The sequence below is a fragment of the Streptomyces sp. NPDC053432 genome (assembly GCF_055585365.1).
Genome location: NZ_JBVJKF010000030.1, coordinates 43,377 through 61,708 on the forward strand (window position 1 = coordinate 43,377; position 18,332 = coordinate 61,708).

Annotated in this window: 16 protein-coding genes; 9 read left to right on the forward strand and 7 right to left on the reverse strand. The window is 74.1% G+C overall.

Going from position 1 to position 18,332, the window contains the following annotated elements; translation table 11 throughout:
- Positions 1–255: 255 nt before the first annotated feature.
- From ACZ6Y1_RS34010 to ACZ6Y1_RS34020, 3 genes are read right to left on the reverse strand one after another with little or no spacing between them, the layout of a single operon-like run.
- The gene (locus ACZ6Y1_RS34010; RefSeq protein ID WP_469639192.1) at positions 256–1,455 is read right to left on the reverse strand and encodes an NAD(P)/FAD-dependent oxidoreductase; all 1,200 of its coding nucleotides are present in this window, start codon (positions 1,453–1,455) and stop codon (positions 256–258) included.
- Entirely contained in the window at positions 1,452–2,852 is a 1,401-nt protein-coding gene (locus ACZ6Y1_RS34015; protein WP_469639195.1) for an FAD-dependent oxidoreductase, read from the reverse strand. The genes ACZ6Y1_RS34010 and ACZ6Y1_RS34015 overlap by 4 nt, the downstream gene beginning before the upstream one ends.
- Positions 2,849–4,285: an FGGY family carbohydrate kinase gene (locus ACZ6Y1_RS34020; RefSeq protein ID WP_469639198.1), complete on the reverse strand. Its 1,437-nt coding sequence runs from the start codon at positions 4,283–4,285 to the stop codon at positions 2,849–2,851. Before ACZ6Y1_RS34020 ends, ACZ6Y1_RS34015 begins: the two co-directional genes overlap by 4 nt.
- A gap of 314 nt (positions 4,286–4,599) precedes the next feature.
- Between ACZ6Y1_RS34020 and ACZ6Y1_RS34025 the strand changes: the two genes are divergently transcribed.
- From ACZ6Y1_RS34025 to ACZ6Y1_RS34035, 3 genes are all read left to right on the forward strand, one after another.
- Positions 4,600–5,580: a hypothetical protein gene (locus ACZ6Y1_RS34025; protein ID WP_469639200.1), complete on the forward strand. Its 981-nt coding sequence runs from the start codon at positions 4,600–4,602 to the stop codon at positions 5,578–5,580.
- Positions 5,581–5,685: 105 nt separating this feature from the next.
- On the forward strand, positions 5,686–7,218 hold the full coding sequence (locus tag ACZ6Y1_RS34030; RefSeq protein WP_469639202.1) for an amino acid permease: 1,533 nt from the start codon (positions 5,686–5,688) through the stop codon (positions 7,216–7,218).
- Between the two features lie 164 nt (positions 7,219–7,382).
- The gene (locus tag ACZ6Y1_RS34035; RefSeq protein WP_469639205.1) at positions 7,383–7,721 is read left to right on the forward strand and encodes a carboxymuconolactone decarboxylase family protein; all 339 of its coding nucleotides are present in this window, start codon (positions 7,383–7,385) and stop codon (positions 7,719–7,721) included.
- Between the two features lie 13 nt (positions 7,722–7,734).
- Here the strand turns inward: ACZ6Y1_RS34035 and ACZ6Y1_RS34040 are convergent, their stop codons facing one another.
- From ACZ6Y1_RS34040 to ACZ6Y1_RS34050, 3 genes are all read right to left on the reverse strand, one after another.
- Entirely contained in the window at positions 7,735–9,012 is a 1,278-nt protein-coding gene (locus ACZ6Y1_RS34040) for a SpoIIE family protein phosphatase (RefSeq protein ID WP_469639208.1), read from the reverse strand.
- Between the two features lie 155 nt (positions 9,013–9,167).
- Entirely contained in the window at positions 9,168–9,998 is an 831-nt protein-coding gene (locus ACZ6Y1_RS34045) for a siderophore-interacting protein (protein WP_469639211.1), read from the reverse strand.
- Positions 9,999–10,059: 61 nt separating this feature from the next.
- Positions 10,060–10,218 (reverse strand): hypothetical protein, encoded by a 159-nt coding sequence (locus ACZ6Y1_RS34050; protein ID WP_469639214.1) that lies wholly within the window; start codon positions 10,216–10,218, stop codon positions 10,060–10,062.
- Between the two features lie 401 nt (positions 10,219–10,619).
- Here ACZ6Y1_RS34050 and ACZ6Y1_RS34055 point away from each other — a divergent pair, with 401 nt between their 5' ends.
- The 6 genes from ACZ6Y1_RS34055 (at position 10,620) to ACZ6Y1_RS34080 (ending at position 16,876) form a co-directional block, all read left to right on the forward strand.
- Positions 10,620–11,435, forward strand: coding sequence for a DUF6202 family protein (locus ACZ6Y1_RS34055; protein WP_469639217.1), 816 nt, complete (start codon positions 10,620–10,622; stop codon positions 11,433–11,435).
- Positions 11,432–12,604 carry a DUF6421 family protein gene (locus ACZ6Y1_RS34060; RefSeq protein ID WP_469639220.1) on the forward strand — a complete coding sequence of 391 codons (1,173 nt, stop codon included), beginning with the start codon at positions 11,432–11,434 and terminating at the stop codon, positions 12,602–12,604. The genes ACZ6Y1_RS34055 and ACZ6Y1_RS34060 overlap by 4 nt, the downstream gene beginning before the upstream one ends.
- Before the next feature lie 18 nt (positions 12,605–12,622).
- The gene (locus tag ACZ6Y1_RS34065) at positions 12,623–13,489 is read left to right on the forward strand and encodes a PhzF family phenazine biosynthesis protein (RefSeq protein ID WP_469639223.1); all 867 of its coding nucleotides are present in this window, start codon (positions 12,623–12,625) and stop codon (positions 13,487–13,489) included.
- Positions 13,486–14,310, forward strand: a complete 825-nt coding sequence (locus ACZ6Y1_RS34070; RefSeq protein ID WP_469639225.1) for an aspartyl/asparaginyl beta-hydroxylase domain-containing protein — start codon at positions 13,486–13,488, stop codon at positions 14,308–14,310. Before ACZ6Y1_RS34065 ends, ACZ6Y1_RS34070 begins: the two co-directional genes overlap by 4 nt.
- A gap of 113 nt (positions 14,311–14,423) precedes the next feature.
- Positions 14,424–15,431 carry a hypothetical protein gene (locus ACZ6Y1_RS34075; RefSeq protein WP_469639228.1) on the forward strand — a complete coding sequence of 336 codons (1,008 nt, stop codon included), beginning with the start codon at positions 14,424–14,426 and terminating at the stop codon, positions 15,429–15,431.
- A gap of 374 nt (positions 15,432–15,805) precedes the next feature.
- A complete protein-coding gene (locus ACZ6Y1_RS34080; protein WP_469639231.1) occupies positions 15,806–16,876 on the forward strand; it encodes a helix-turn-helix transcriptional regulator in 1,071 nt (356 codons plus the stop codon).
- A gap of 71 nt (positions 16,877–16,947) precedes the next feature.
- Here ACZ6Y1_RS34080 and ACZ6Y1_RS34085 read toward each other — a convergent pair whose 3' ends face one another.
- Positions 16,948–18,243 carry an MFS transporter gene (locus ACZ6Y1_RS34085; RefSeq protein WP_469639234.1) on the reverse strand — a complete coding sequence of 432 codons (1,296 nt, stop codon included), beginning with the start codon at positions 18,241–18,243 and terminating at the stop codon, positions 16,948–16,950.
- Positions 18,244–18,332: the final 89 nt, after the last annotated feature.

Consider the following 18,332-nt stretch of genomic DNA (forward strand, 5'->3'; position numbering starts at 1 on the left):
CGGGGGGCGGCGGGCTGACCGGGGGGCGGCGGGCTGACCGGGGGGCGGCGGGCTGACCGGGGGGCGGCGGGCTGACCGGCGGGGCGGCGGGCTGACCGGCGGGGCGGCCGCGAGGCGGCACCCTGCGGGGCTGGTCCCCACCCGCCCTTCCTCCCCCGGCTACCGCTGGAAGGTGCCCCGGTTCCCCGTGGCTGCGCTCCGGACCCGCGCCTCGAATGCCGCCGGAGGCGGAACGGCCCGTCGTCGTCCGACGACTCAGCCGGCGGCCAGTACGACCGGGCCGCCGGCCGGGTCGACGAGGGCCGTCCACCCCGGTGCCAGGCGCAGGGAGCGGGACGGGGACAGGTGCCCCACGGCCCGCCGCCGCCACAGGAGCCGACCGTCCTGGTGCGCCGTCACGACCGGGGCGGTCAGGGGCTCCCCGGAGCGCAGCAGCAGCGGCCGCCCGGTCGCGGCGGTGACCCGGTTCGGAGTCACCCACACGAGCGGGGTCCGGACCTCCAGCCGTGGGCCGGGCGGCGGCCAGGGGGCCCCGGCCAGGTGGGCCAGGACCGGATCGGCCGCGGCGGCGCCCTCGGCCGCCGCGGTGGTCGCGCTCTCGATGCCGTGGAGGGCGTTGCCGACGGCGAAGACGCCGGGCCGCGCCGTGCGGAAGGAGGCGTCCACGCCGGGGCCCCGGGTGCCGGGGTCCAGGGGGACGCCACCGCGGCGGGCCAGCTCGTGGTCGGGGATCCAGTCGCCGGTGAAGACCACGGTGTCGCAGGCGAGGACCCCGGACCGGCCGTCCCGGTGGTGGACGGCGACCCCGGTCAGCCGGCCCCGGCCGCGCAGTTCGCCCACGGTGGTCGCGGTGAGCAACGGGATGCCCGGCACGGCGGTGGCGCGCGGCTGCTCGGTGACCATCGCCACCACGTCCGTACCCGCCCGGCGCAGCGTCGCCACCGCGTGGCGGGCGACCGGCTCGGCGCCGACCACCACGGCCCGCCGTCCGACGGGCAGGCCGAAGCGGTGGACCGACTGCAGGAGCTCGCCCGTGGTCAGCACACCCTGCGGGCGGGAGCCCGGGACCAGCCGGGCGCTGCGGGGGCGCTCGCGGGCGCCGGTGGCGAGGACGACGGCCCGGGCCGCGATCCGCTCCAGGCCCTGCGGAGCCGTGGTCTCCAGCGCGAGCGGGCCGGCCCAGCCGGTGGCGGTGACCCCGGTGCGCAGCGCCGCCCCGGCGGCGAGGGCGGCCCGGGCGCACCGGGATGCGTAGTCGGGGCCCCGGAGCCAGGGGCGGGGCGGCCGGCCGAAGCCGCCGTGGTGGAGGTGGCGGGGCATGCCGCCCGCGTCCGGCTCGCGTTCCAGGACCTCGACGCGTCCGGCACCGGCCTGCGCCAGGCGGGCCGCGAGGGCGAGTCCGGCGGGGCCGGCTCCGACGACGAGCACGTCGACGGTCCGGTCCGTACGGTTCACGCGCGTCCCTTCCCGAAGAGGGCGCGGACGGCGGCTCCGCAGTGGAAGCCCTGGCAGCGGCCGCCCCGGGCGCGGGTGCGCCGTCGCAGGCCGTCCAGTGAGCCGGGCGGGACGGTCGAGGCGAGCGCGTCGCGGATCTCCCCGCGGGTCACGCGCTCGCAGTGGCAGACGATGCGGCCGTACTCCGGGTCCGCGGCGATCATCGCGGCGTCCTGGTAGGGCCGGGGGAACGCCTCGCCGAGGTTCGGCATCCGCACCGGCTCCAGCTCCCGTGCGCCGTCCACCGGCAGGCCGCCGTCGGCGAGCAGTTCCACCACGTGGGCGGCGATCGCCATCGAGGCGGTCAGCCCGGTGGAGCGGATCCCGCCCACGGTCACGTACCGCTGCCCGGGGTGCGCCCGGACGGCGTAGTCCTCCTGGCCGGTGGCCGCGCGCAGTCCCGCGTACACGGCGGTGACCTCCTCGTCCAGGAGCGCCGGCAGGATCCGCCGGCCCTTCTCGCGCAGCAGCGCGAGGCCGTCGGCGGTCGACCCGGTGGCCGTCTTGTCCTCCAGGTCCTCGGCGGTCGGGCCGAGCATCACGTTTCCGTACACGGTCGGCGAGACCAGCACTCCCTTGCCGCGCTCGTCCGGCACGGGCAGCAGGATGTGGCGTACGAGGCCGCGGGCGAGATCGTCGAAGACGATCAGCTGGCCGCGCCGGGGCGTGACGGTGAAGTCCGTGTGGCCGAGGAGCCGGTCGATCTCGTCGGCGTACAGGCCCGCCGCGTTGACCAGGTGCCGGGTGCGCAGGGGGCCCCGGCCGGTGGCCAGTACGTGCGGATCGCCGGCCCTGACCGACCGCACCGGGCAGCGCAGGTGCAGGTCGGCCCCGGCCCGCACGGCCTGCGTCGCGTAGGCGAGGGTGGTCGTCCAGGGGCAGATGACGGACTCGTCCGGCACGTGCAGGGCTCCCAGGACGCCGGGCCCGAGTTCCGGCTCGCGGGCGCGCGCCTCGTCGGCCGGGAGGATGCGGGCCGACCGGTAGCCGTTGGCCAGCGCCTTGCGGGCCAGCCCCGGCAGGGCGGCGAGCTGCTGCGCGTTCCAGGCGACGAGCAGGGCGCCGAGCGGCTCGACCGGGATGCCGCTGTCGGCCGCGTACGAGGCGAGCAGCCGCTGCCCCTCGCGGACCAGCCGGGACTCCAGGGAGCCGGGCACCGCGTCGAAACCGGTGTGCAGGATGGCGGTGTTGGCCTTGGAGGTGCCGTTGCCGACGTCGTCGGAGGCATCGACCAGGGCGATCCGCAGGGGCAGACGGGCCAGTTCGCGGGCGATGGCCGAGCCGACCACGCCGGCGCCGACGACCGTGACGTCGTAGGCGGGGCCGTCGGGCAGCGGACCCCGGGTGGTGACGGTCATGCGGGGCCGTCGAGCAGGGCGGACACGGCCGTCCGGAACCGGGCGCGGCGCTCCGCGGCCTGGCCGGAACCGGCGCGCGGCTCGTACACGGCGGAGGGCTTCCACTCCGGGACGGCCTCGGCGACGGTGAGCGAGGGGTCGAGCCCGAGCCGGGCGACCGCGCCGACGCCGAGGGCGGTGGCGTCCGGCAGGGCCGACACCTCGACGGGGATCTGCAGCAGGTCGGCTTGTGCCTGCATGAGCAGGGCGGAGCGGGTGAGCCCGCCGTCGACGCGCAGGGCGGCCAGGGGCGCGCCCAGGTCGGCGGCGACGGCGTCCGCGAGCTCGGCGACCTGGGCGGCGATGCCGTCGCACAGGGCGCGCACCAGGTGCCCGGCGGTGGTGTCGAGGCCGAGGCCGGTGACCGAGCCGCGCAGGTCGCCCCGCCACCAGGGGGCGGCGAGGCCGGCGAGCGCGGGGACGAAGGTGACTCCGCCGGCGTCCGGGGCGGTCCCTCCCACGGCGTCGAGGTCGTGGGCCCCGGAGATCACGCCGAGGTCGGTGAGCCAGCGGACGGCGGAGGCGGCCGTGTAGACCTGCCCGTCCAGGCAGTAGCTGGTCTCCCCGCCGAGCCGCCAGGCGACGCAGCCGACCAGTCCGGTGGTGCTGCGGCGGGGACGCGGGCCGGTCTGTGCGAGGAGGAACGCCCCCGTGCCGTAGGTGCACTTGGCGGTGCCGGGCTCGGTGACGCGCTGGGCGAGCAGTGCGGCCTGCTGGTCGACGAGGAGTCCGGTCAGCGGGAGCGGGGGGCCGAACGCGGTCGTGGTGCCGATGTGCGCGTCGGCGTCGACGACTTCGGGCAGCCGCTCGCCGGTGAGGCCGAAGACGTCGAGGGCGGCGGGCGACCAGTCGACGGTGTCGAGGTCGAGCAGCTGGGTGCGCCCGGCCGTCGCCGCGTCGGTGACGAAGGCGCCGGTGAGCCGGTGCACCAGCCATGCGTCGCTGGTCGTCACGACTCCCTGCCGGGTCAGGGCACGGCGTATCCAGGCCATCTTCGGAGCGGCGAAATACGGGTCGAGGGGCAGTCCCGTCCGTTCCTGCAGCAGTGCGGCGTGCGGGGCCAGTTCCGCGCACAGACCCTCGGCCCGGCGGTCCTGCCAGACGATCGCGTCGGTCAGCGGTTCGCCGCTCGCCGGGTCCCAGGCGAGCACGGTCTCGCCCTGGTTGGCCAGGCCCACCGCCGCCACCGGCTCGCCGGCCGCCGCCAGGGCGGCGCGGCCCGCGTCGACGACCGAGTCCAGCAGCTCACGGGGGTCGACCTCGACGCGGCCGCCCGGCAGGTGGCTGGGCCGCACGGGGGCGGAGGCGGAGCCGATGACCCCGCGTACGGGACAGACGACGAGGGCCTTCGTTCCCGAGGTCCCCTGGTCCACAGCGAGCACCGGGCCCGTCATCCCGACTCCGTCCCTCGTGTCCGCCGGCCGGGCCGTCGTCCGGTCCGCCGTCCTGTCGTCGGTCGGAAGACTTCACCAGGGGACGCCGCACGTCAAGATCGGCAAGGACCGTCCACCAGTCGACTGACGCAATCTCATATGTTGGATGTGGCTTGATAGTTGCATTCCGAAAAGAACCGTGATGCCAACGCGCAATGTCGCTCTATAGTGATCGCCGATTACCCGGCGCGACGGCCCTTTGCGATGCGAGGACTCATGACCACCACCGACGCGAGACGCGCCCGCCCCCGGCACCCGTCGACCGGGACGAGGTGATGGCGGGCAGCGACTTCCGGCCCGTCTACCATCCCGCGGGCCACGACGACGAGCTGCGCGTCGCCGTCCAGGACCTGCGCACCGGCCGCTGGGTGTCGATGGCGCAGTTACTGGACCGGACGGACGGATGGGGTCTGTGGACCCAGCGCACCCAGGTGCTCGCCGCCGTCGCCGCCGGTTCGGACGTGGTCCAGGCATGGCGCGCCGAGGAGCCCCGCAGCGTCGCCGCCTCCGTCATGCACACCCGTGTCGTCGTCGAACGCGCCGTCCGGGCCCACCGCGCCCGTCACCCCCGCACCCACCAGCTGTGGCAGGAGGCCTGGCTGGCGTGCCGGGACGCGGCCGAGCTCGACCCCGACGACCCCGTGCCGTGGGTGTGCCTGCTCGCGCTCGCCCTCCTCGACGACCAGCGGTCGATGGACGAGCACCGGCTCGCGCCGCCCGTCCTGATGCTGCCACCCGGCCCCTGGGGCATCCTCGCGCAGGCCGACAAGCGCGACCCGCACAACCGCGAGGCGTACCACCGGATGCTCCAGTTCGTGATCGCGGGAACCCCCGGCCCGCTCACGGAGGCCGCCAACTTCGTCCAGTGGGCGGCCGGTTCCGCACCGGACGGGTCCCCCGTGCACGCCCTGCCGCTCTATCTGAACGTGGAGCGCTACCGCCGTGAACGCGGCCAGGAGAAGGCGCTCGACCTGCACTGGGTGAGCGACGGGGCACTCCGCGACGCCGGGCACGCCCTGGACACCTGGTTCCGGCACGCCGACCCGCGCCGCTCCTCCCCGCTCGATCTGAACCATCTCGCCCACGCCCTGTGGGGAGCCCACCGGTTCGGCGAGGCGGCCGAGGTCTTCGGCGCGGTCGGCCGGTACTGGACCACGCTGCCGTGGGCCTACCGGACCCGCGACCCGGCCGACCAGGAGCTGGCCGTGGAGGTCTTCCTGCGGGCCAGGTCCCGCAGCCTGGCCGACCGGGGCTGATCCTCACTTCCCGCAGCCCGTCCGCTCGCTCGCTGCGGCCCGACACCCCCCGCTCCCCCCGCTCGTCGTCCCCCGTGCTCCACGAACCCCCGGAGGTACCCCGCCATGTCCCGAACCGCGCCGACCGTCCGCCCGGACAGCGTGGCCCCACCCCGGCACGACGAGGAGGAACGGCTCCGGGAGCTCGGCTACCAGCCCGTCCTCGCCCGCCGGATGGGCGGCTTCGGCAACTTCGCCATCAGCTTCTCCGTCATATCCGTCCTGTCCGGCTGCATGACCCTGTACGGCTTCGGCCTGGGCACCGGCGGTCCGGCCGTGATGCTGTGGGGCTGGGCCGGCGTCGGCCTCTTCGTGCTCTGCGTGGGCCTCGCCCTGGCCGAGGTGACCAGCGCCTACCCCACCTCCGGGGCCCTCTACTACATGGCCGACCGGCTCGGCGGGCGCCGCTGGGGCTGGTACACGGGCTGGCTCAACCTGCTCGGCCTGCTCGGCGCCATCGCGGGCATCGACTACGGCGCCGCCCTGTTCACCGGCGCCTTCCTGAACCTCCAGTTCGGCTTCGTGCCCACTCCCGGTTCGACCTTCCTGATCTTCCTCGTCATCCTGCTGCTGCACGCCGTGCTCAACCTCTTCGGCGTCCGCCTCGTCAGCGTCCTGAACTCGGTCAGCGTCTGGTGGCACCTGGGCGGCGTCGCCCTGATCGTCGGCGCCCTGGCCTTCGTCCCCGACCACCACCAGTCGGCCTCGTTCGTCTTCACCGAGTTCGTCAACGACACCGGCTGGGCCAACCCGTTCTACGTCGCCGCGATCGGCCTGCTGCTCGCGCAGTACACCTTCTCCGGCTACGACGCCTCCGCCCACCTGTCGGAGGAGACCTCGAACGCCTCCGTCGCCGCCGCCAAGGGCATCGTCCGCTCCATCTGGGCCTCGTGGCTGGCCGGGTTCGCGCTGCTCGCGGGCCTCACCTTCGCCATCCAGGACTACGCCGCCGTCGCGGGCACCGCCACCGGTGTCCCGCCCGCCCAGATCTTCCTCGACGCCCTGGGCGCCGGGGGCGCCAAGGCCCTGCTGCTCGTGGTGATCGTCGCGCAGTTGTTCTGCGGCAACGCCGAGGTCGCCGCCGCCAGCCGCATGGTCTTCGCCTTCAGCCGTGACAACGCGCTGCCCGGCTCCGCGCTGTGGCGCAAGGTCAGCAGCCGAACCCAGACCCCGGTACCGGCCGTGTGGCTCTCGGTCGCCGTCGCGGGCGTGCTGGCGCTGCCCTCGCTGTACTCCGCGACCGCCTACGGGGCCGTGACCGCCATCAACGTCATCGGCATCACCCCGGCCTACGCCATCCCGATCTACCTGCGCCTGCGCGCCGGCGACCGCTTCCGGCCCGGGCCGTGGAGCCTGGGCCGCTGGAGCAGGCCGATCGGCTGGACCGCCGTCGTCTGGGTCGCCGTCGTCACCGTCCTGTTCTGCCTGCCGCAGAAGTCGCCGGTCACCATCGACTCCATGAACTACGCGGTGATCGCCCTCGCGGTGGTCCTGGTCCTGGCCAGTGGATGGTGGTACGCCGCCCGGCGCTCGTACGGCACCCCGGCCGCCTACGGCAACGCCCGCGAGCAGGCCGAGATCGCCGAGGGCATCGTCTAGGAGCACTCCGCGCGCGCACCGGTCCGCCGGTGCGCGCGCGGGGTCGCGCAGTGGAGATGCAGCCCGGTGGGAATGTCCCTACGGTCGATACAGGAGTTCGACGCGAGGGTTCTGCGTCCCCTCTCCGACGCGTCGGCGCCCAGACCCCCGGGAGATGGCTCACCATGACGACTGCATCCGACCACCCCGTCCTCGACACCCTGGCCGCCATGACCATGGACTCGCTCGAACGGTGCGGGCTTCCCGCGGACACCCTGATACTCACGCGCCTGGCCGCGCTCGCCGCCATGGACGCGCCCGCGATGTCCTACGTCGCCCACATCGACCCGGCCGTCAAGACCAACCTGACGCCCGCCCAGGTGCAGGACGTCCTGGTCGCGATCGCCCCCATCGTGGGCACCGCCCGCGTGATGTCCGCGGCCACCCACATCGCGGAGGCCCTGGGGTTCGTCATCGCCGTGGCCGAGGCGGAGGCGGAGGCGGAAGCCGGAAGCGGAATGTAGCCGGCCCCGTGCTTCACGCCGAGGCGCTCAGCGCGAGGACGGCCAGGTCGTCGCGGCCGTCGCCCAGGCGCGCGTCGGCCAGAGCGCGGCACAGGTCCTCGAGAGGCCGTCCGGCGTGGACGGCGGCCAGCCGGGCGAGGGAGCCCAGGCTGCTGTCCACCGTCCGGCTGGAGTGCTCGACCAGCCCGTCCGTGAACAGCACCAGGGTCGCGCCGCCGGGGAAGGGGTTCCTGTGGTCGGGGCGGGGAACCGCCGCGTCCACACCGAGCGGCAGACCCGGCTCGGCCAGCAGGAACCGGGCGCCGCCGCCGGGCGTCAGCAGGAGCGGAGGCGGGTGTCCGGCGCTGCTCCAGTGCAGCGTCCAGCCGTCGGCGCCCGGCTCGACGCGCATCAGACAGGCCGTGGTGATCGGGTTGTCGGTGATGGCTTCCAGGGTCCGGTCGAGCCGGGTCAGTACGGCGCTGGGCGGGGTGCGGCGGTCGTACAGCAGGGCCCTCAGCATGCTGCGGGTCTGGGCCATGGTGGCGGCGGCCTGGAGGTCGTGCCCGACGACGTCGCCGATGACCAGGGCGCAGGCCCCGTCGGGGAGCATCAGGGCGTCGTACCAGTCGCCGCCCACGTGGTCGGGGGCGGCGGCGGCCCGGTAGACGGCGGCGGCGCGGAACGGGGTCAGGTCCGGCAGCCGCGGCAGCAGGAGCCGCTGGAAGTACTCGGCGTTGGTGCGCACCTGCCGGTAGAGGCGGGCGTTCTCGATCGCGAGGCCGGCCGCTCCGGCGAGCGCCAGGACGACCTCCTGGTCGTACCGGTCGAAGGGCCGTCCGTCGCGCCGCTCGGTGAGGTAGAGGTTGCCGTAGACGCGTCCTCGGGAGCTGATCGCCACCCCGAGCAGTGTGCTCATGGGCGGGTGGCCCGGGGGGAAGCCCACCGAGTCCGGGTGGGCGCCGATGTCCGCGACGCGCAGCGGCTCGGGGTGCCGGATCAGGTGCCCGAGGAGTCCGCGGCCGTGCGGGAGGGCGACCCCGGCGAGCTCGGCGGCCTGCTGCTCGCTGAGGCCGACGGGGATGAACTCCTCCAGCTCTTCGCCGTCCTCGCTCAGCACACCGAGCGCGCCGAACCGGGCGTCGACCAGGCCCATGGCGGTGGTGATCACGCGCCGGAGCACGATCGGGAGCTCCAGCTCCCTGCCGACCGCCATCACGGCGTCCAGCAGGTCCTGGAACCGTCGCTGTGAATGGGCCAGGTCGCGCGGAAGCCCGGTGACCTGGTCCGTCTGCCCGTCCGCCGGAGCCATCACAGCCGCCTTCGATTGCCCTGCCGGACGCGGGCCGCCGCTCGCGGCGCGTCCTCGACTTCCACGGTAGGCACTGCCGGCGTCCGTTGCACGGGATCCGCCCGGCCGGACACGTACGGTGAAGGAGCGTGTGCCCTGCATGACCTCGGGGAGGGTCAGCCCACCGGCTGCTCGACGTCCTGGTTCCACTCCGACTTGGTGGCCTGCCAGGTGTCCTCGTCCGCACCGCGCCGCCAGTAGCCGGAGACCGACAGCCGCTCGGGCGGGAGTCCGCGCTCGCCGCGCAGGTGCCGTCGGAGCTCCCGCACGAAGTGGGCCTCGCCGTGGACGAAGACCTGGGCCGTCCCGGTGGGGAAGTCCAGCGCGCGCACCGCCTCGACGAGGGCCTCGCCGACCGGACGGGGGCCCCGGTGCAGCCAGGTCAGGTCCAGGTCCGCGGCCGACTCGATCCGCTGCTCCTCCGCCGGTCCGGCCACCTCGACCAGGGCCCGGACCCGGGCCCCGGCGGGCATCGCCTCCAGGGAGGCCGCGATGGCGGGCAGGGCACTCTCGTCCCCGGCCAGCAGGTGCCAGTCCGCCCCGGCCGCCGGGGCGTAGCCCCCGCCCGGACCCGTGAGGAGCAGGACGTCACCGGGTTCGGCGGCAGCGGCCCACGGGCCGGCCACGCCGGCGGGGCCGTGGTGCACGAAGTCGATGGTCAGCTCCCCGGCCTCGGCGTCCCAGGCGCGGACGGTGTAGGTCCGGGTGCGCGGCCACTGGTCCCGGGGGAGGTCGCGGCGCATCGCGCCGATGTCCGTGGGGTCCGGGTGGTCCACGCCCGGCAGCGGGAAGTGCAGTTTGACGTAGTGGTCCGTGAAGGAGCCGGTGCGGAAGCCGCGCAGTCCGTCGCCGCCGAGCACGACCCGGACCATGTGCGGCGACACCCGTTCCTTGCGTACGACCCGGCCCAGGTGGGCGGCCGACGTCCTTCTGCCGGCGTCCGGCATGTCCCTCGTCCTCTCGGTAACGGTGCGGTGCGCTGACGGGCCGGCGGCCCGCTGGGCTGTGTCAGTCCCAGCCCGTGGAGTTGGTGTCGTCGCCGCCGGCGACGGCGGTCACCGCGGCGCCGCGGGCGCCGTCATATGCCGCGGCGGTACCGGAAAGGAGGAGAACACTGCCGATGAAGGTGAGGGAAGCGGCGAGAGCGGCGGATCCAAATCGGGTCATCGGAAAGTCCGGCCTTTCGGTCGATGCGTTTACGGCCCCACCCCGGTGCCGTCGGCTGCCTCATTCTTGGCCAGCCGGAGGAGTGATCACAATCGTGTGACCCGACATCAAGCTGCACGTCCTTTTCCGCCCCCCACCGGGCCTCCGCCGCACCCCCGCCCAGCCCTCGCCGACGCCGGCGGCGGACTCCGGCAAGGCCCCCCTGACCAGGCACGCAAGGGCTCAAGGGGCGGGGCGTTGACTGCCATGCACGTTGATGACACGCGCCGCGGATTGCGGATCCCCGCGCTCGCCGCACACGGTGTACCGACCAGGCCACATAGGAGCGGCCCCGGGCATTCGAGTCGCCCCATACCCACCAAGCGGCAGGAGTTTCTGTGCCCCTCGACGAACGTGAAATCGTGTCAGAAGCGGCCCTGGAGGACCATATTTCGCGCATAATCAACGAGGCGGGTCTGCGCAGGCCGCGAAACAGGTTCTTCCAGGACGCGCGGACCGTCGACCCGGTCACACCGCCGGCCGCCCTGCGGGTGGGACTGCAGTGGCAGGCGATCACCAAGGCCTTCATGTTCACGACCGTGGCGAGCCTCGGTCTGCTGGCCGCCCGTTTCAACGCCGAGAGCTCCCCGGACCGGGAGGTGCTCGGTGCGTTCCAGACCGCCTACCGGGTCATCGGCGACGATCTCGCCAACTCCGCGCCGGAGTTCGCCGCCGTCGCCCCGCGCGGGGTCGCCGGCGTGCACTACGTCTGGTGGGCGGACGCGATCGTGGCCCCGCTGCTGTCGGCGGTCGACGAGGACGAGGCGGCCGCGGCCGCCGGACTCCCCCCGGGCGTCACCGCGCTGCTCGCCCACATGGACCGGCTCGCGTCCTCCCCGCTGGGCGCCGCGGTCCAGCTGCGCGTGGTGGAGGACATCGCGCTGGACATCGCCGTCGCCTTCCGCCGGATGTACTCCCGCGTCCGGGTGGACGGGGACAAGCTGTACGCGGCGGCCGGAGCCCTGGACTGGGTGGATTCCCACATCAAGGCGGAGACCGTGCACGCCAAGTCGGTGAGCGACGACGAGACCGGGATGACGGCGATGGCCGGCACCGAGGCCGAGCGCATCGAGATGCTGCGGCTCGCCGAGGAGTACGCGGCCAACTGGGCGCTCGCCCTGGACGACTTCGCGGACGCGCTGGCGGTCCTGCCCGTCCCGGTCGGGTCCGCGCGGTGACCGCCGAACTCGTCGCGCCGCCGACGCCCGGCACGGCGCCGCGGCCGCTGCCGCCCGCGCACGAGGTGTCCGAGGTGATCGCGGAGATCGACCGGCTGCGCGGGGAGCTGGGCCCGCGCGACGCCTTCCGCAAGCCCGACTTCCTCGGGGAACTCGCCGACCGCCTCGCGGCCTCGCCGGTGCTCAGCCGGCAGCCGGTGGTGCGCGCCCTGGTGGAGGACCTGCGCGGCTACGCGGAGGTGCCGCGGCTGGAGCGGACGAAGCTCCACGTGAACTCGGCCGCCGACAACACCATCTTCTCGCTGTTCGACGCCTCGTACTTCCCGTCGCTGTCACTGGACTACCTCACGTACCGGACGCTGCCCACCGACGCCCGGCTGGCCTCCCGGTACGCGAGCCCGACCATGCCGGTGGCGATCGAGCAGCACTCCGCGGGCTTCGCGTCCCGCGTGGTGGTGGCGCTGTTCCCGGAGAACCACCTGGACGGCCGGCAGGACCCGGACGACCTGATCTTCTACTTCATCGACAAGTTCGTCGAACGGCACATGAAGCTCACGCGGGTGCTGATCGACGAGGTGATGGCCCCCGGCAGCTTCCCGCGCGTCCAGTCCGCCTCGGAGGAGGACGTGGAGCGGGCGTCCTCGTGGTGGGTGCGGCTGCACGAGTACCACCACCGCCAGGGCGAGATGCCCATCCCGGAGTACCTGCCGGTGAAGAAGTCGAAGCCGCTGGCGGGCCTGGAGGAGCTGCGTACCGACGTCTCCTCGATGCTGGTGTGCCTGAGCGACGAGGACCTGCCCCGGGCCGACGCCCGGCTGGCCTACGAGTACATGCTGGCGGAACGGCTGCTGCGCTACTCGGTGGAGGGCATCCCGCGCCCCAACTACGACGCGGTCGCCTCCCAGTTGCTCTTCACCTACCTGCAGGAGAACGGCGGGATCGGCCTGTGCGGCGGGCGGATCCACCTCTCCCCCGAGCTGCCGTCCGTGCTGGCCGCCTTCCTCGGGGAGATCGAGGCCGTCGAGTCCCGGATCCGCACCGAACCGGTCGAGCGGGTCAAGCAGCGGCTGCTGGAGTTCACCAACCGGTACACGGACTACGACGCGGAGTCCCGGGACTACCGGCACATCCCGTTCTTCGCCGAGGTCAAGGAACGGCTGGGCATCTGACATGGAGAGGCGTACGCAATGAGCACCGTGGCCGACTCGGCGATCGAGTTCCGGCTGTACCAGGTGGACGCGTTCACCGACCGGCTCTTCTGGGGCAACCCGGCGGCGGTGTGCCCGCTGGCGGAATGGCTTCCGGACGAGGTGATGCAGGCGATCGCCCTGGAGAACAACCTCCCGGAGACGGCCTTCATCGTCCCGGCGGGCGAGGACTTCCGGCTGCGCTGGTTCACCCCCGCCTCGGAGGTGGACCTGTGCGGTCACGCCACCCTGGGCGCGGCCCACGTGGTCTTCCGCCATCTGCGGCCCGGTACGGACGAGGTGACCTTCCACTCCGCGAGCGGACCCCTGGTGGTCACGCGGGGCGCGGACGGGCTGACGCTGTCCTTCCCGGCCCTGGAGTACACACCGGTCCAGCCGCCGCCCGCGCTGCTGCGGGGCCTGACGGGCCCGGCCGCCCCCGTGGCGGTGCTGGCCTCGATGGACTACGTGGTGGTCTACGAGAACGAGGAGCAGCTGCGCGCGGTGGTTCCGGACCAGCGCGAGCTGGCCACGCTGGACCTGCGGGGCGTGGTGATCACCGCGCCAGGCTCGGAGGGGGACTTCTGCTCCCGGTTCTTCGGGCCCAAGCTCTCCATCCCGGAGGACCCGATCACCGGGTCCGCGCACTGCGCGCTGGTCCCCTACTGGGCCCGCCGGCTGGGGCGCGGCACGCTGCGCGCGCACCAGTTCTCCCCGCGCCTGGGGAAGACCCTGACCATCCGGGTGGACTGCGAGTTCCGCGACGGCCGGGTGTTCCTGGCCGGCGCCACCCGGGAGTACCTCGTCGGAACCGTGCGCCTCGGCGCCGGTGATCTCGTCCAGACCCGGGAGCCGGTGCGGCCATGACGACCACCACGCGCATCACGCGGCTGGATCTCGACCGGGCGCGGCTCGCGACCGACCTGGCCGAGGCCGAGCTGTTCGGCTACAACGACTCCTACAGCGAGTTCATCTGCGGGTCCTGGCGCAGCTGCATGCTGTGGAACCGCACCGGCGACCTCGCCGACGCACAGCTGGAGGACTATCCGGGAGCGGCCCGGATCACCGCGTACGGGCGGCGGCTGCCGTACCTGACCGGGCTGGTGGAGCGGACCTTCCGCACCGACCTGCTCAAGTACGGCCGGCTCGCCCGCCTGACCCCGGGCAGTGTCCTGGTGCCGCACCGGGACTACCTGGAGCTGCAGGACGATCTGACGCGTCTGCACGTTCCGCTGCAGACCGGCCCCGAGTGCTTCAGCTCCGAGGACGAGACCGTCTACCAGATGGCGTTCGGCGAACTGTGGTTCCTGGACGCGACCCGGGCGCACAGCGCGGTCTCGTACGCGGACCGGGACCGGGTGCACCTGATCCTCGACTTCGCCACCCCCGACCTGGCCTCGGTGCTGCGCACCGGCGGGGTGCCGGGCGAGGGCATACCCCGAGACAGCGTGGTGCCCAGGCGGCCGCTGAAGGACGGGGAGCGGGAATCGCTGCTGGCGCTGGCCGGGGTGATCGGCCCGGGCACCTTCCAGGACGTGCTGGCGATCCTGATCAAGCGGTACTTCGAGACGGAACTGGCCGTCTCCGACGTGTTCGGCTGCCTGGGCGCGATCGCCGAGGCGGCCGGGCAGCCGGACCTGGTGGCCCGGGTCCGCCGGCAGGAGGAGCACTGCCTGGTCAGCCGCTGACCGCGGGTCCCGGCCGGGGCCGGGACCCGCGCCCCACCCACGCGACGCGGGATCCGGCCGGCCGGATCCCGCGTCGGCGTCCGCCCGGCCACCTGGACACCTGGAGCACCCATATGCGCCCTCATACGGTGCCGGTCACCCTGCTGGGCGACTGCGTCGTCCTCGGGCCGGCCGAGGACCCCGCCCGGCACCGTGAACTCGTCCGGCGCGCCCCCGGCTGGCAGTCCGTACTGGCCACGTCCGACGCCCGCCCGGCCGGGGCCGCGGGTCTGACGCGGGCGGCCCTGGCGGAGCTGCGCCGTGCGCCCGCCGCGGCCCGGGAGGCCGTGGTGGTCCAGCGGGCGGGTGCGACGGCCAGCAGGCTGCCGCTGCCCGGGCCGGGCCTGCCGGTGTGGAGCGGGGTGCGGGCGCTGACCGACACACTGTCCTTCCACCCGCTCGGGGCGGGGGCCGACGCGCTGTCCCGGCCCTGGAGCGGCCTGCTGGCACCGGCCGGTACCTCCCGTACGGGCGCGGGCGTGTCGACCCGGTTCGTGGTGTGCGGCGGCCCGCCGGGCGGAGCCGTCACCGGGTGGGGCGTCCGTGACCGGGAATCGGCGGTCCGGGCGGCGCTGCGGGGCCTGCGCCTCCTCGGCGTCGCCCCGTACCCGGTTCCGGGGCCGCACCCGCGGGACGCGGTGCCGGCCGCAGGGGTGTCCGAGGGGCACTGGCTGCTCGACGGGGCGCTGCGCCTGCTGTCGCGGTTCGCGGAGGAGTACGGGGAACTGCCGGGCGGCGCCGGCGCGCCGGTGCGGCTCCACCGGGTGCCGACGCTGGGCGGCGGCTGGCGGATCGCCAGACCGGCCGGGGCGCGGCGGGGGGCCTGGCTGCCCGCGGCCCGCGGCGACGGCTCCGGGCGGGACCGCTGTCCGTGGACGCCGGGGAGCGACGGGCCGGAGCCCGGGGCCGACTCCACCGACGTGCTGCTGGGCGGCGCGGCCGGAGTGTCGCTGCCGCGGCTGGCCACGGACGTCCGCGCGTACTGCGGCCGGCGGGGTCTGCGGGTGCTGGGGGTGCGGGTGCGGTCGGATCCGCTGCTGGGCGCGCAGTCCCTGGCCTGGGGGCCCGTCTGGTTCGGCTGAGCGGCCGTACGCCCCCGGCGCAACCGGGATTGCTGAATTCTGAATTAAAAGCACCTCAGCCATTACCCCAGGCCCCCTCCCGGGCCCTACGGAGATCACTTCCGGCGGGAATGTGTGGCGGATTATCGCTTTCACCCCGAGGACGGCGTCCGCTGTCCGGACATCGCCTGACCAGGCGTCAGGATCACGGAGTTTCAAGCTCGTTACTCGTTCAACGGTTGCCGGTGATCGTGATTCGGTGATGTCACCAGCCCTTGTTGACACGCCACTGTCAACTTAAATACCGTGCGGTAGGGGGAAGGCAAAAACAGCTCACCCGGCCCCCGCATGTCATCCTTCGCGACTTTGTCGGACCGGACCCAAGAGGCAGAAGCGTGGCACAGGAGCAAGATGAGTGGGCCCCGCCGGCACGCCTGTCGGCGGTCGCGGCAGGCCTGTACGAGTGGTCCCTGCGGCACGGCCGCATCTCCCGCGCGGACACCCCGCGGCTGTGCGACGAGCTCGACGTCCCTTCCGAAGAGGTCGAGTCGAACCTGGCCACCCTGATCGGGCTGAGCCTGCTGCGCGAGGGCCCGGACCAACCGGATTCCTACGTGCCGACCAGCCCCGAATCCGCCGTGGCCGTCATGGTCAACCCGATCGAGTCGGAGATCAAGGCCCTGGAACAGCGGGCCGAGGGGCTCAAGTCGCAGATGCTGAGCCTCAATCCGCTCTACTTCGAGAGCCGGCAGGCCCGTAACCGCCGGGAGGCCATCGACATCCTCGCCGACATCGGCCAGGTGCGTTCGGCGCTCGGCGAGGCCACCCGGCGCTGCTCGGTCGAGGTCTTCTCGGCCCATCCGGGGGTCTTCAGCGAGAGCGCCGTCGAGGCCTCCCTCGCGGCCGACCTGGAGATGCTGGGCCGCGGCGTCGGCATGCGCTCGCTGTACCAGCACCCGGTCCGGGTGAACCACCTGATGCGGGACCTGCTCGGGCAACTGGGCGGGGCGGGCTGCGAGATCCGCACGTGCGAGGAGATCTCCGACCGCATCGTCATCTTCGACCGCGAGGTGGCCTTCATCCCGAACCTGTCGGGCGCCGCCGGGGCGGTGGTGATCCGCGAGCCCGCGACCGTGGACTTCCTGTACCGGGGCCTGGAGCAGGCGTGGTCGGCAGCGGTGCCCTACGCCGACAGCGCGGCGGCCCTGGGCTACGGCGTGGCCGGGGACGAACTGCGGCGGGCGATCGTACGGATGCTCTCGGCCGGCGCGAAGGACGAGCTGATCGCCCGGCGGCTGAGCGTCAGCTTGCGGACCTGCCGGCGGCACATCGCCGAGATCATGGAGGAGCTCCAGGCGTCGAGCCGCTTCCAGGCGGGCGTCACAGCGGTCCGTACCGGGCTGCTCAGCTCCACGGTGACCGACGAGGCCGAGTCCCTGGGCTGGGTGTCGGACTCGGCGGGCTGACCGGCCCGCGCGCACGGCGCGGACGCCCGGTCCCCGGCCCGGCAGGGGCCGCGGACCCGGGCGTCCCCCGTTCACACCGCGGCGGGCTCCTGTGCGGCCTGCCCGTCCTGCCCGGCCCGCCCGGCCTGCTCCGCACGGGCCGTCTCGATGGCCTCGGCCACGGCCTTGCCGCCGGCCAGCCAGGCGTTCAGGGCGGTCATCACCACGAGCAGCGCGGTGCCGAACAGGAACGGCGCCCGCAGCCCGGCGACGCTGCCGAGCCAGCCGCCCACCAGGGCTCCCAGCGGCGCGGCGCCGAAGCCGAACAGCCGGTTCGTCGCGGCCACCCGGCCGGTCAGGTGCGTGGGCACGATCGCCTGCGAGATGGACGGCGCGATGACCATCGTGGCGGCCATGGCCGCCCCGCACAGCACGAGGGCCGCGCCCGCCGCGTACGCGTTCGAGGAGAGCGCCAGGCAGAGCAGGGAGAACGCCTCGATCCCCGCGGTCACCACCAGCGCCCGGCCGGTCCCCAGCCACAGGTCGAGCCGGCGGGCCAGCACCGTGCCGCCGAGCCCGCCCACCGCCTGCGCGGCGAGCAGCACGCCGAAGCCGGTGGTGCCCAGGTGCAGCACCTCGTAGGCGAACAGCACGAGCACCGCCTCCCCGGCCATGAAGGCGATGTTGCCCACGCCGAAGCGCAGCGCGAAGCCGAGCAGCACCCGGTTGCGCACCACGAAGGCCGTCCCCTCCCAGGCCTCGGCCCACAGGGAGCCCCGTTGCGCCGGGGCCGGCACCGGGCGGCTGGGGAGGGTGGTGATGAGCAGGCCGCTCGCCAGGAAGGACACCGCGTCGACGAGGAAGGGGACGGGCCGGGCGAGCGCGAAGAGCAGGCCCCCCAGCGGCGGTCCCACGAAGTTCGAGGCGATGTTCTGCGCCCCGAACCGGCGGGCGTTGGCGCTGCGCAGTTTGTCCAGGTCCCGGTCGAGGAGCTGCGGCAGGTAGGCCGAGGAGGAGTTGTCGAAGAAGATCTGGCCGACGCCCAGCAGGAAGGCCACCGCGATCAGCAGCGGGATGCTCGCGTGCCCGAGGGCGGCGGCGAGTGCGGCGACGGCGAGCAGCGCGGCCCGGGCGAAGTCGGTGAGGAGCATCGTCCGGCGGCGGTCCCAGCGGTCCACCAGCGCTCCGCCCAGCAGGCCGAAGCAGAGCCAGGGCAGCAGGGTCACCGAGGTCACCAGGCCCAGCGTGAAGGGATCGTCGGTGAGGGTGGCCGCGAGCAGCGGCAGCGCGGCGACGTACACGCCGTCGCCGACGTAGGAGATGCCGGAGGCCACCCACAGCCGGGTGAAGGCCGGTGGCAGTACGGGCTTGGGCGGGCGTGGGGCCACGGGGGTTACCTACCATTCTGGGCGGCGGGGATCGGGGCCGCCGCCCGGTTCCGGGCGGGGCGGGGAACTGTCGCGCGGTGGGGCGGGTC